This is a genomic window from Novosphingobium sp., from assembly GCF_027486195.1.
In the GTDB taxonomy this organism is placed as follows: Bacteria; Pseudomonadota; Alphaproteobacteria; order Sphingomonadales; family Sphingomonadaceae; genus Novosphingobium.
On sequence record NZ_JAIXPP010000086.1, the window covers coordinates 73,489 to 86,674 of the forward strand.

Sequence of the window (13,186 nt, forward strand, 5' to 3'; positions counted from 1 at the left end):
AGAGGGATAGTGAACCGCACGCTCGCTTTCTGTCTTACAGGTGTCGGTCTTGCAGGCTTTGCGGTGGCGGTCTTCGCCCAGACCGTTGAAGGTATCGATATTCAGGCTATCGAGGCGCGCGGGCACGCGGCGCAGGCCGATGCGCAAGAACTGTTCGATTTCGCGACCGCAAGGAGCGAGGCGCATCGCAGTGAGGCGCAAGGTGTCGTCGATGCAGCCAAGGCTTCCGTGCAGGATCTCGATGTATCGGACATGGGAGGAGTCAAAGGCGCCATTGATTTCGACGCGATCGTAACCGGCGCAAAGGCCGGCAATGTTCAGCCCAAGGGCGCGCCGCTTTTCATTGCCTTTGCCAGCCTGTCGATGCCGGAGGACGCGCTCGCCCGGCTTATTGCGGACACGACCAAGGCTGGGGGCGTCGTGGTTTTCCGTGGCTTTTCCTCCGGCAATCCCCAAGCCTTCATCACGGGTATCCGCAAGGTTGTGGACCAGGCCGGGGCCACCAACGTGGCGATCGACCCGCGGCTGTTTCGCTCGCTCCGTGTTGATCGGGTGCCGACCTTCGTGGCTCTCTCGACGGATTTTGAGCCTTGCGACCAACTCGACTGCGTAACCGCGCCGCCACCCAACGACCGGATCGCGGGCAATGTGAGCGTGGCCTATGTGCTCGAAACTTTTGCTGACGCCAACGGCCCGGGCGCACCAGTGTCTCGGGTCGCGCTCGCGAACATGAGGACTGCGCGGTGAACCCGGTGCGGCTGTCATTTGCCTGTCTTGCGTTGCTCGCGTCCGGGCACCTTGCTCATGCCCAGATGACATCTGGCGATGCGCGCGCCGATGGCGAGGCCATGGCCCGCAGCCTGCGCGATGGCACGAACTCGACTATTCTGAGCGCTGGCAGTGAAGCAAGTGTGCCCGGTTTTGGCGGGACGGACATTCCAGCACGGCGCTATGTCGATGACCCCAAGGGGTTGACGACGGCCGGCGAAGCACAGCGCTACCAGGAGCAATACCGGACGGTCATTGATCCGCGCCGCAAGGTCGTCGATCCTGCGACGATCGATTTGTCGTCTGCCTCGGCAATTGAGGGCGATCCCGATCGTTACCTCGGGGCGGGAGCTGGGATCGGAGGGGAAGCCAACACCTGTTCGCCGCTTCCCCCGGGCGGCGATGGCGCAACGACCTATCTTGAAAGCTGCAACAGCGGGTCGCAGCCCTTTGACGCACCACGGACATGCAATGCCGCGCTTAGCGTTCAGACCGAAGGGCGGCGCTCCTGGGAATATGCTTGTGAAACCGACGAGTTTGCCGAGCGAACCGACATGTGCCCGATGCTTGCCAATGCGCAGGGTTCGGGTTCCTGCACCCTCGAGAGGAGCGTGCGCATCGGTCAGCGGTGCCTGCAGTGGGTAGCAGAAGATAACGGCCGCAAATGGTGTTCGGAGCCTGGAGAGCCGATCTACCGCCAGGTCTGGCAATGCCCTTCAAGGCTCAGCGGCGTGCCGGGCGGAGTCGAGCGAAACACTGCTCGGATCGTCGGCGAAACGATAGACGAAGCTGCTTGCCGGAGTGCCACCAATGGCGCCACCTGCACCCTAGCTAGCGAGGTCTGCACGGCCCCTGACGAGACGCGGGTGATCAATGGTCTTTCGGTTACGCGAAGCTGTTGGGAGTGGCAGCGCACCTATCAGTGCCAGGGTGTGGCACCGGCCAATGACTGCGCCGCGTTGGAAGCACGCTCTGATTGCAAGTTCAGTCATGATGAATGCCTGAGCTTCGAGCCCGATGGCGTGACCTGCAATGTCCACGACCGCTGGTACCAGTGCACCCTTCCCCAAACGGGCACCTCCGCTTCAGCCGCCTATGTCTGCGCGGGCGACCTCTACTGCATCGACGGCGAATGCACGCAGGTGACGCGCGAGGCGTCCACCGAGTTCAAGGACGCGATGGTCGCCATGAACGTGATGGGGAACCTGCGCGATGGCTTCGATCCCGACCAGTTGAAGATCTTCAGCGGCGAGCATCTGCGTTGCACCCGGAAGATTTTTGGCCTCTCGAACTGCTGTAGCGGGAAGGGCGTTCCGCTCCTGACACCGTTCCTGTGCGACCGCGAGGACCGCGAGGTCGACAAGCGCGATGATGCTGGCCTCTGCCACTTTGTCGGCACCTATTGTTCAGCGCGCGTCCTCGGAGTCTGCGTAACCCGCAAGCAGTCCTACTGCTGCTACGGAAGCAAGCTGGTCCGCATCCTCAACCAGCAGGGGAAGGCCCAGCTCGGCATGCAGTGGGGAACCCCGAAGCAACCTGACTGCGACGGCTTCCTGATCGCACAATTCCAGCAGCTCGATCTCAGCCGCATGGACTTCCGAGAGGTCTACGCCGAGTTCGTCGACGCGGCAAAGCTGCCCAGTGAGATCGAGATGTCGATCCAGATTCAGCAGAAAATCGAGAGCTACTATACTCGTCATGGAGGGACCGGATCATGACCGGTGCCACGGTCCTGCCATTCGGGAGAGAACGACCTTTCCCATCTGCTGAGGTTCTCGATCTGGCGGTTGCGGTTGCGATCGGTCGCGATCTCGCGCGGACCGAGGCCGATCTTCTTGCGCGGATCGAAGACTGGTTCCTGCATCCGGCGACACGCAGCGAGGTCGCGAGTTCGGTTGCGCGCCTTCTCGACAAGGATTGGGCGCGCCGTTCGGGCACAGATGACTGCGGCCTGTGCCTGACGGAAGCCGGCGTCGCGGCCACGACCACTCTTTCGGGGGGAATGATCCGCATGATCGACCGCGGCCGTGGTCTCTTCAAAACCGCCTTCCTCCTCCAGATGCTCGACCTCGGGAAAGGACAATGCCCATGAATAAGCCTGTTTTCCTTGCCCTGAGCGCATTCGGCGTGGCGCTCGGTGCTCCTTTGGTGGCGCAGAGCGCATCCCCCGCCCCGCGCGATGCGTTCTATTGCGATGAGCGCAAGCTTGGCACCTGGTTCTACTGCAATTCGGAAGAGGCCAAACGCAAGGCGCGGGAGCGAAGCCAACAGCAGCCGGCCCAGAGCCCGCCTGCGGTTGACCGCATGGCGGCAATTACCCGCCAGCTCGACGAGCTCAAGGCGCGCGCGATCCTCGAGCCGACCTCGGAGAACATCGTCAACTACATACGCTTCCAGCGCGAGCAGCTTGATCGTGCGTCGACCTTCGCCGACGTCTGGAGCCGTGCAATCTGGCAAAACCCCGAGCTCGATTACACGCTTGAGCGTCCAGTCTCGACCCTCGCCAAGCAGACCTGGCTAACCGATCGCCGCCAGCAGCGCGAGGGATCGATGGCAGCGCTCACTCAGCGTTACGGCGTGTTCTACTTCTACTCCTCGTCATGCTCGGCCTGCCGGACATTCTCGCCGGTCATGCGGGCCCTGTCCGATAGTTACGGCCTCGAGGTACTGGCGGTGTCGATGGATGGTGGCCCCAACGAGGCGTTTCCCAACTTCGTGGTCGACAGCGGCCAGTACCAGCGCATGGGGCTGCAAGGCGGGACCGTTCCTGCCCTTGTCCTGTTCGACACCCAGACGAAGCAGCCCATTCCGATCGGCTACGGCGTGATGGCGGCCGACGAGGTCATGCAGCGCATCTTCTACCTCACCAAGATCGAACCAGGGAGCGACTATTGATGGCACGCACCTCCACGCCAAATTCGGCGACCCGGCTGCTCGCTCCTGTCCTGAGGCGAGCGGGGATTGCCTTGTCAGCGCTGGCAGTTGCCAGCATGGGTGCTGGCCCTGTTCATGCGAATGTGGGGTCTGAGCTCAACAGCTTCTTCAATGACATGGGCGCGGCTGCGAACGCCACCGGGCCGGTTGCCTATCAGGGCCAGTCTGCGGGCTACTATTCAGGCGGCAACATCTGGACCCGTTTCCCGCAAAGGAGCGTCAACCCGGTCAATCTCCAGCTGCCCTCGGTCAAAGCCGGCTGCGGGGGTATCGATGTCTTCTCGGGTTCCTTCTCGTTCATCAATTCGGACGAGATCGTGGCGATGCTCAAGGCGACGGCCAACAATGCGCTCGGCTTTGCCTTCCAGCTCGCGATCAAGTCGATCAGTCCGCAGATCTCGGCAACGATTGAGGAAATGGCGCAGAAGGCGCAGCAGATGAACCAGTTCAACATGAACAGCTGCGAGACCGCACAGAACCTCGTCGGCGGCCTGTGGGGCAAGTCCGATCGCATGTCGTCGGAGATCTGCAAGTCGATCGGGAACAGCCAGGGCCTGTTCTCCGACTGGGCCAAGGGGCGGCATGAATGCGGGACGGGTGGGCAGCGCGAGGCGACCCTGAAGGCGAACAAGGATCCCGCCATTCCCGCGGCCAGCTACAATTTCACGTGGGAGATGCTGAAGCAGAGCTACCCCAGTTTCTCGGTGAACTTCCGCGAATACCTGATGACCTTCGTCGGCACGGTGATCTTCTATCAGGACGGCGATGCCAGCGGCAAACGCGGTTACCAGTTCGTCGGGCAGGGAGACCGGGCTTTGCTGACCGCGCTGCTCGATGGCGGGGGCTCGGTCACGATGCTGAAGTGCGACACGAGCGACAAGTGCCTCAATCCCACCACGCAGAGCATGTCTGTTTCTGCCTCGCAGGCCCTGAAGCCGCGTGTGAGGGCGATGATCGAGAGCATGAACGGCAAGGTGCGCAGCAATGCTGCTCTCACGCCTGATGAGATTGGTCTTCTGGGAGCCACGACCATCCCCCTCTACAAGATCATCTCGGTCAACGCGGCCGCAACGCTTGGCGGCATGACAGCCAATGACATGAACGATCTTGCCGAGATCGTCGCGATGGACCTCCTCGATGCGCTGGCACAGCAGTATTACGGCTATGCCTCGCGCGGCGTCGGCTCCTTCCAGAATGCCAATGAGGAAGCACTGTCACAGTGGCGCGCGCAGATCGTCTCGGTCCGACAGGTGCTCGACACATATTCCCAAGGGATGAACCTCCGCCTCGAACGGACCCAGCATGTCGTTCAGCGGGCTGTTTTCCTCGAGGGCACGTTGCGTAACAACCTTTCGCCCCAGATGTCGGCTGCGCTGCGATTCAGCACATCCCTCTCAAATCAGGGCCTGCAATAGGCCCGGCGCGCGGCAGGAAGGACGAGCGATGATGGAGATCTTCACGATCGGTGGAGGCGAGTACCTGGTCAACATCTTCAATGCGGTCAGCGCCTGGACCGGGGGAGGGGGTTTCCGCGCGCTGCTGCGTGTCGTGATGGTGATCGGGCTCATTTATACCCTGCTCATCGTGGCTTTCAGTCTCGACTGGCGGGCCTGGTTCAACTGGTTTCTAGGTGCGACACTGATCTACGGCGCTCTGGTCGTCCCAGTGACCTCGGTCCGGATTACCGATCGCCTCAATCCCTCGCTCGCGCCGGCCACGGTTGCCAACGTGCCCATCGGTCTGGCGATGATCGCGTCGGTCAGCAGCCAGGCCGGGGACTGGCTGACACGCACCGCCGAAACGGTCTTCGTGATGCCAGGTGCATTGCAGATGTCGACCAACGGGATGATCTACGGTGCGCGGCTTTGGGACCGGACCCGCGACTTTCAGATTCGCGACCCGCGGATAAGCGCAAACCTCGGAGAGTACTTCAAGCAGTGTCTGTTCTACGACATTCTGCTCGGACACACCTCTTTCGACACAATCGCCAACTCGAACAACATCCTTGCCGATATGGGGCCTGGGTCTCCGGCGCGGGGAATGAAGTTCCTGCCTGCGAGCGGGCCACCGATCATCGTCACCTGCCAGAATGCCTATAGCGAGCTGCAGACTGGCATCACCGCCTATACCGAGCTGGGTCTGCAGCAAGAGGGCCGCAAGCTGTTCCCCGGCCTGACGCCAGCTCTGGCGAGAGCGAAGCTGGTTTCTGATCTCCCTGTGATCGCAAACCAGTTCCACGGGAGCTCGCAGACAGCTCAGCAGGTTTTCCAGCAGCGCTCGCTGGTGAACGCTTTCCTCGAGGCGCGGGCCAATCTTGGGGCCGCGGACGGCGATACCTTTGCGATGCTTCGAGCAGAGGAGCAGGCGCGCAACACCTACAGCTCGATCGCTCAGCAGGCGATGACTTGGGTGCCGCTTCTCAACATCGTCCTGACGGTGGTCTTTTATGCGATGTTCCCGGTCATCTTTCCGCTGTTTCTCATGCCGCGGACAGGTACGATGGCGCTCAAGGGCTACTTCACAGGGTTCTTCTACCTAGCTGCGTGGGGGCCGCTTTATGTGGTCCTGCACATGTTCATCATGGACCGCGCTTCCGATGCCCTGAACGCCACCGCACCGGGCGGGATTACCATGGCGGGGATGGCGGGCATCGATGCGGTCAATGCGGATACGGCAACGATCGCGGGCTTTCTAATGATGTCGATCCCCTTCCTCGCCGGCGGAATGGCGAAAGGGGCCATGGCCGTCTCGTCGCAAGCGACCTCGATGCTTGCCCCAGCGCAGGCGGCAGCCGAAGCGGCTGCCGTCGAGCGTACGACCGGCAACTATTCCTACGGGAACGAGAGCTTCATGAACCTCTCAAGCTTCAACCGGCAGTCCGAACAATGGAATGCCGCTCCCTCCTTCACCGGCGGGGCGCCGGTCATGTCGACGGTCAATGCGAATGGGACAACGACAAAGACCATGACGGATGGTGCGAGCGTCTTTGACACGTCGCCGGGCATGAGCCGATTGGCGTTCGGCGCGTCGCTCAGCCAGTTCGCCAATGCCGAGCGGCAGCAGACCCTTTCTGAACTTGAGACGGCGCGGAACACTCTTTCGGAAGAGCGGTCGCGCGCACTTTCGTTCCTCGACCGTACCTCGACGCGGCAAACCAGCGGAGTGCGCAACTCGAGTGGCAGTGAAAGATCGGCGGGCTATCGCTCGGGCGAGAACCTGCAGCGGTTCGACAATCAGTCGCTGGATGCCAGGGACACCGTCAGCGAAAGCGATCGTGTCACGCGGTCGAGGGGAGATCAGCAAACCAACATTGATCGTCTCGAGACGAGCCGCAGCGGCAGTGTCGGGTTGTCCGGCAGCGTTGCAGGCACTCGAGGTGGCGATGGCGGGCCTGGGGGCAAGGGGAGTGTGGGCGCCAATGGAGGTGTCCAAGCTGGCATCAGCGGTAGCCGCCAGCGAACAGACGTTGTCTCTCGAGGAAATGATCGGAACGAAACGCAGGGCTTCGAGTCCTCGACTTCGGACAATCGTTCGAATGGTTCGAATGTCACGCAAGACAGTGGGAGCTACGCTCAAAGCGGAAGCTTCAGCCGGAGTGAGGGCTATTCCGAGAACGCCTACTCGCGTGAACGTGCACTCGAGGAGATCCGGCGGATCGATCAGCGGATCGCCCAGATTGACGAGCTGGCGACATCACTCACCGACAGTACCTCTACACGGGAGGGATTTGGTGCTAGTCTCGCCTTCGACATGAGCCAGATCGTGGCAAGCCGCTATCAGGAAAAGGCGGCGGAACTCGGGATCACTGCACCCAGCCTTGCTCGAACCGACTACAGTCCGCAAGAGCAGGCTGTCTACGAGCTTGTCGCGCGCGAGATCATCTCCGACTACTACGATCAGCGGGTGGCGCCTTTCAATGATCTCATCCCGGAAAAGGGAACGCTTACCGGCAAAGTCGCCGGGCCCGGTAGCTTCACCGAAACTGACCTTAGGGCTCGAGCGCCACAGCGTTCTGGCGGAAGCTCCCGGAATCTTGTCGAGGGATCGACCGATGACTCGATTGGTGCTCGGATAAGCGAAGGGCAGGGGAGCCTGAAGGAGCGCTACGAGGCCAATGGCACCCGCTTTGATGATCGGCGTCGGGAATTTGACGGGGGTCGTTCTACTTCAGGTGGCGCTGACGAGCGCTTCAATGAACGGTTCTATGATCGAGATCAGCGGTAGAGCGGATGGGGAGTTGTGGCAGCGCCCGGATACGATCTCGCAGTTATCAGCTGAGCAAGCTGAATGCGGTGAAACCGATGGAAACCAAAATCACGATCCAAGGTCCAGCGCTGTTTCTGGGGTGGCTATCCAGATGAGATCGGGCATCGTTTTCTGGAATACGTGATTTCAAGAAATCTGGATCACCATTCCCAGTCAGGTCGTCAGGTATTGCTCGTTTCGAGAAATCGACAGTTCGCCAGTTTTCATAGTCTTCCATCGTCTTTCTCCAATCTGAACATACCATTATCATGGTTCGATGACAACGATTGGAGGTGGTGTTGGGGACTGGCTGGAGTTGAGCGAAGCAGCATAGGAGGCTGCATTTCGCAGGCGTTATGCTAAGTTGAAACCCGGAGAGAGCGGCAAGCGCCATGTCTGGCGGGCCGTGGGGAATTCATGCTGTCGAAGATTGACGCGACCTATATCGAGCTGCGTGAGCGGGTCATGCTGGGCGACTTGCCGCCCGGTACGTCGATGACCGCTGACGACATTGTCGCGCATACCGGCGTGTCGTTGTCGATGGCTCGCCATCTTCTGGTGTCGCTGGGTGTCGGGGGCTATCTCACCAAGCGTGGCCGTGCCTATGTTGTTTCGACCTTCACGAGAGAACAGATCGAGGAATGGCGCCTTGCGCTGGGAGCGATCGTCGAGATCGGCGCCCTTCGTCTGGCATTGGCGGGAGGTTCGCGGTTGCAGGCGGTGGCCGAGAGCCTTGAGAAGGACGTCCGCAGCCATGCAGTGGAGGATGAGGCGTTCTTTCTCGGGGCGATGTCCTTCGCGACGATCATTTTGGGAGGACCGCAGAGCACCTTGTCCGAGCTGGTCGAGCAGTTCATCCCGCAGGCCTTTTTCAGGCTACTCTGGCTCTCGGACATCTATGCCGAGCGCACGGGTTTCCTGGTTGAAGCTGCGGACAGCTATCTGGTCGCGGCGCGCGCGGGTGATCTTGATGGCGTACGGAAAGCGAGCCGCTTCTTCTTCGATTCAACCGCGCCGGCGCTCCACAAGTTGATCGAGCAGATGGAGCGCAAAGACTTTCCAAAAAGCGCCCAGTATCACGCCCTTCAGGCCATCGAGCCCCAGGTCAGCGGATTGCCGACGTATACGGGGAGTACGAAGGCCGCGCGCCCGCTGCTTGGTCCACTGAGTGATGCCGGCGCGGCCGCGCATCCCTTGTAGCAGCGCTCACACCTCAAGCCGCAAAGGCGGGCTGCCGGGGGTGGATCCGCATGGCAGTCGCAGCGGCAGCGCAATCGCGCGCGTCGCCCTTACAAAGCAATTGGACCATGGTTCGGGCAGATGTCGTCATGCCCTCTATATCCGTCAGCTCCAGGGTCGCTGCTCGCGCATAGACCTGTGCAACGCTGGCGCGCCTTGCATATTCCTCGAGCGTGGCGACTTCGCCTGTCGCTGCGACGACACTGACCATCAATTTCTGGTGCGCGAGGAGTGAGGCGAGCGCTTTGCCGGAAGCCGCAGTTCGGTCGAATGCTTCTAGCCGCCTTTGTATTTCAGGGATGGCAGGAGAAAGGTCCATCGAGACCAGTCTGACGATAGCCGTAGCCTCGATCCCGGCTAGAACCGCCTGCCGCTCCCACATTTCGTTCTTCGTCGGCCGATACCAAACAAACCTAGCCACATCCGCCACAATGAAGCCAAATGCGCGGAGTTCCCCAAACGCATATTCCCCCCAATCCGCGCCTTTACCGGACGCCTCGGCGAGAAGGCGTGGGTCGGGCTCAAGGGGTACACCGTCGCCCCTGATCACTGCGCGGCGGAGATGCTCGATATCGGCATCAGCGCTTTTGGCGAGCTTCTCGATCGCGGTCCGATAGAGTTGGTCGATTCCGTTGGGCATTGCCGGAGGATAGCAGCGAAGGGTGGATCATCAACCGGTCGGCGGCCAATCGCCCCCGTTGAGCTCCTTCACCAATTCAGCAATCCGTTTCCATTCAATGGCGGTTTCATCAAAGGGATCATGGGTCAGAATTCGTTCGCAAGCTGCGTCGATCTGTTCAGCTTCGACCGGAATGCTAGCATCCCTCCGATATGCTTCAATGGCGGCGAGCAAGCGCTTGAAATCCTCGTAATGCCCCATCAAAGCTCCCGCTGAAAACTGATTCAAATCTAGGCCGATAATCCGCGAACTGTCGAGCCACCTTGTCGACTATAGACCGCTTCGCATCTTGCTAGTTCCTTGTACCGTACTGCGAAACCGCTACCGATTGCCCTCTTAGGCAGACCTTACTGTTGTCTGCGAAAGTTGCGATCAGCAAAGCCGCGAGGCTGGATACCTGACCACTGCCAAGACATGTTTCAATCTGCGCTTCACCTCATCGGCAAGCTTTCCGTAAGCAAAACCGATTAGGGGCGCGAGAACTCATCGAACGAGGGGCCGTCTTTCAGCCGAAACTCCACTTCGTAGCTTTTGAACGAGACGGAGGGCACCGCGCTAAGCGCATAGTGGAGCTTGTCTTCGCCCCGCGCGGCGATGACCAGCCCCTCCACGGTCTCGCTTGGCTGAGCGAGGTGAGCGCTTATCCATCCGATGTAGCGCAGTATCTGCCCTACTACTGCGTCCGACGACTTGTCGCGCTTAAGCTCGATCACGAGCCATTTCGACTCGTGCTTGTGCTTAGCCAAAAGGTCGATCCGTCCGATCGGAGTCGGAAACTCGTATCCTGCGTCCGGCTCCCCGTCTCGAACGTAGATATCCCAGTCCCTGGACAGTTCGAGCTGAGACCAATTGTCGAAGAGGTAGTCATGCAGATGCCGCTCGATCGCGAAGCGGGCTGCAACTTGTCCTGTTGGGGAATCAGCGGTCAGTGGGGTTTCAGAGTCGACCTCGGTCTCTTCCTTATCGCCTGACAGATACCACCAAATGGTGTCGAGCGTCCAAAGGTCGACCTCAAGTTCTCTGGCGAGTTCGTTCAGAACGCCATTAATTGCGGCATAGCGTACGCCAAAGCTCGCTCCGCGCGGCCAGTCAGGCATCAGATCAAGGTCGATCAGCCCGCTCTCCGACGTATTGTTCCAGACACCATACTTGTTTGGGTATGCTACGAGAAGGATCGCTGTGATGATCCCTTTGCCTAGACCCTTTATCTCGGTCGCAGGCCGGGTTCGTTCCTCGATCGGCCGGCTTTCATCGACCAACGCTGCGAGTGCGGCCCGAGTTGCGGTCATGTCAGCACAAATACGGTTGCTCTGCCGAAAGAGCCCAGACCAATGCTTGTTGTTCTCTATAAGAAGAAAGGAGCGCAATACCTTCTCGTCGATCTGTTCGATTTGGCCAGGCTGGAATTGTGGGCCATAGCGATCGACGACGCTATCCCGCGACTCGAGAATCTCTCGGATATCACCGTCCTTCTGCATTGCCGCTTTTGCAGCGCGTAGGCGCCCAAGTGCATCTGCCGAGATTGTTCCGCTCACGGATTGCCCCTTTTTGTATACGCAGACCCCGCAGGCTCTCGATGCGTTGCGAATATTTGTGATCTAGAGATATCTGCCCATGAAGCCAGTTGTCCTTCCACATGAACGAACAATAGCTTACGAGGCCATTGCCGATATTTACAACAGGATGAGGCTGCCGCTGTATCCTGCCCGCTAAGGAAGACGTCGTCGGGCACGGTGGCCAGCAGGCACCGTCATCAAACTATGATCATCACCCGCAAGCTCCTCCAGCAATGACCGACAAACATTGGCATCGGTTGCGTCGTGCTCAGCTCAAGCACGGCCAAACAGACCGGTGAGAAGCGACTTCGGCCTTCGAACGGATGCAATTGCCGTTGCAGCCGTTTGACCGATCACATCTGTAAGCGCGTTCTCAAAATCTCGCGTGACATCGTCGAACCCGGTGCGGGCGTGGACGATCTCATGAAGCAGTGTGCCCGCAAAACTCGAAACCGAAGAGAGCTGGTCGCGACGGATGACGATCGACTGGGTAGAGCCATCCCATAGTCCCAGAGCATCGCTGCCCGTCGCAAGTTCCACCCGCATCGTATTGCTCACGCGAACCGACTGCACATTTTGGGGCAATCCGCCAACAAGCGCGACGATGTCCTCCACCTTCTCAAAAACCGCTCGCTCTGCAGCTGAAAGAGAGCTGGGCTCCACGAAATCAAATACGAAGCTATCGTTCCACTCTGTCTGATATTGGCCGAGATCACGGATCGGCTCACCGCTGAGATCCGTCATGCCGACAACGTCTCTCTGAATGCTGTCGGGTATCGTGATGATCTTGATGCCATCGTTCCGGGCATGATCCACCGAGGACGAATTGGTCATCAATTGATCGGCGGTGACAAATAGGTATTTGCCGCTGCCGCTGAGGATCCGAACGGCGTGAATTGCCACCTCCTTCCATCGAACTTCGTCGCTGCCGAGGCCTGATTGTAATGCCTGCAACTGGTCAGCAAGCTCCGAACCGATTTCCGCTGTGGTCGCATTGAGCAGCATCTGCTTCACGCGATCAGAGTAGGCTGTGCGGCCTACGTTGGTTCGCTCACGATTGAGTGCTTTGCGCATCGGCTCAGTGAGGGCTGTGATGTTATAGGAGAACGCGAAGTTCTCCTCTTCGGCCACCAAAAGGCCAGCTACATAGATCCGTGCCGACACATTCGGCTTCCGTCGAAGAACCTCGCCGATGCGCGTTGATTCGAGCACTTCCTCCTCGGAAAATCGAAGGAAGAAACTTTTTGCCTTCTCCATCTGCTCATCGCTCAGCCCACGTAGAAGAATTGTGGTGCCAACCATCGACGGATCAGGTGATGGCTGAACCGCGGCATGAAGAGTGACCACATCATCGAAGTCACGCTTGGCTATCTGGGCTAGCGTGATCTCGCCGTGGGCGGACCGAATGATCACGGCGACACCATTGCGATGGAGGGTTGCCATCGCATCCTTCAGGCCGACCCCAAACTTGCCAATGACTTTCCCGGCATTCTGGAGCTTCTCGGCGTTTTCATTCTGTGTGAAGTGCTCGTATCGGAGCCCGCGTCCGAAATCGCGGATCATCCAGTCGCCATGTTCGGTCTTGAAGACCTCGATGTCGGGGGTGTCGGTCAATTGTTGTTCGTCGATCGCATTGGCAATCAGTTCACGGACCGCATGCGCGCTCTCCCAAGCTTCTAGGATCTTCTCGATGTTCAGATCGAACAGTCGCGCTGTGGTCATATTTGCCCCTGCTTCTTCCATTTATTCCCGTCGCAGTGAGCAA

General features: G+C 59.7%; 12 protein-coding genes. 7 read left to right on the plus strand and 5 right to left on the minus strand.

Features of this window, described 5'->3' with window-relative positions; genetic code table 11:
- Positions 1 to 9 precede the first annotated feature (9 nt).
- The 6 genes from trbC to Q0071_RS15780 all read left to right on the plus strand — a co-directional run bounded on the left by trbC (position 10) and on the right by Q0071_RS15780 (position 7,926).
- A complete protein-coding gene (gene trbC / locus Q0071_RS15755) occupies positions 10 to 747 on the plus strand; it encodes a type-F conjugative transfer system pilin assembly protein TrbC (protein ID WP_072383915.1) in 738 nt (245 codons plus the stop codon).
- Entirely contained in the window at positions 744 to 2,486 is a 1,743-nt protein-coding gene (locus tag Q0071_RS15760; RefSeq protein ID WP_298171496.1) for a conjugal transfer protein TraN, read from the plus strand. The genes trbC and Q0071_RS15760 overlap by 4 nt, the downstream gene beginning before the upstream one ends.
- Entirely contained in the window at positions 2,483 to 2,860 is a 378-nt protein-coding gene (locus tag Q0071_RS15765; protein WP_039330795.1) for a hypothetical protein, read from the plus strand. The genes Q0071_RS15760 and Q0071_RS15765 overlap by 4 nt, the downstream gene beginning before the upstream one ends.
- Positions 2,857 to 3,663 (plus strand): conjugal transfer protein TraF, encoded by an 807-nt coding sequence (traF, locus tag Q0071_RS15770; RefSeq protein WP_072383917.1) that lies wholly within the window; start codon positions 2,857 to 2,859, stop codon positions 3,661 to 3,663. Before Q0071_RS15765 ends, traF begins: the two co-directional genes overlap by 4 nt.
- A 122-nt stretch (positions 3,664 to 3,785) precedes the next feature.
- Positions 3,786 to 5,117: a conjugal transfer protein TraH gene (locus Q0071_RS15775; protein WP_253185918.1), complete on the plus strand. Its 1,332-nt coding sequence runs from the start codon at positions 3,786 to 3,788 to the stop codon at positions 5,115 to 5,117.
- Between the two features lie 28 nt (positions 5,118 to 5,145).
- Positions 5,146 to 7,926 carry a conjugal transfer protein TraG N-terminal domain-containing protein gene (locus tag Q0071_RS15780; RefSeq protein WP_072383919.1) on the plus strand — a complete coding sequence of 927 codons (2,781 nt, stop codon included), beginning with the start codon at positions 5,146 to 5,148 and terminating at the stop codon, positions 7,924 to 7,926.
- 46 nt (positions 7,927 to 7,972) lie between these two features.
- On the opposite strand, the gene Q0071_RS15785 is transcribed toward Q0071_RS15780, so the two are convergent.
- Positions 7,973 to 8,185 carry a hypothetical protein gene (locus Q0071_RS15785; protein WP_298171502.1) on the minus strand — a complete coding sequence of 71 codons (213 nt, stop codon included), beginning with the start codon at positions 8,183 to 8,185 and terminating at the stop codon, positions 7,973 to 7,975.
- 179 nt (positions 8,186 to 8,364) lie between these two features.
- Between Q0071_RS15785 and Q0071_RS15790 the strand changes: the two genes are divergently transcribed.
- Complete coding sequence (locus tag Q0071_RS15790; protein ID WP_022677998.1) at positions 8,365 to 9,147, plus strand: GntR family transcriptional regulator; 783 nt, start codon at positions 8,365 to 8,367, stop codon at positions 9,145 to 9,147.
- A gap of 13 nt (positions 9,148 to 9,160) precedes the next feature.
- On the opposite strand, the gene Q0071_RS15795 is transcribed toward Q0071_RS15790, so the two are convergent.
- The 4 genes from Q0071_RS15795 to Q0071_RS15810 form a co-directional block, all read right to left on the minus strand.
- Entirely contained in the window at positions 9,161 to 9,826 is a 666-nt protein-coding gene (locus Q0071_RS15795) for a hypothetical protein (protein WP_072383920.1), read from the minus strand.
- Between the two features lie 30 nt (positions 9,827 to 9,856).
- Positions 9,857 to 10,066 (minus strand): hypothetical protein, encoded by a 210-nt coding sequence (locus Q0071_RS15800; protein ID WP_072383921.1) that lies wholly within the window; start codon positions 10,064 to 10,066, stop codon positions 9,857 to 9,859.
- 266 nt (positions 10,067 to 10,332) lie between these two features.
- Positions 10,333 to 11,400: an endonuclease NucS domain-containing protein gene (locus Q0071_RS15805; protein ID WP_298171507.1), complete on the minus strand. Its 1,068-nt coding sequence runs from the start codon at positions 11,398 to 11,400 to the stop codon at positions 10,333 to 10,335.
- 294 nt (positions 11,401 to 11,694) lie between these two features.
- Positions 11,695 to 13,164: a hypothetical protein gene (locus Q0071_RS15810; RefSeq protein WP_083554917.1), complete on the minus strand. Its 1,470-nt coding sequence runs from the start codon at positions 13,162 to 13,164 to the stop codon at positions 11,695 to 11,697.
- Positions 13,165 to 13,186: the final 22 nt, after the last annotated feature.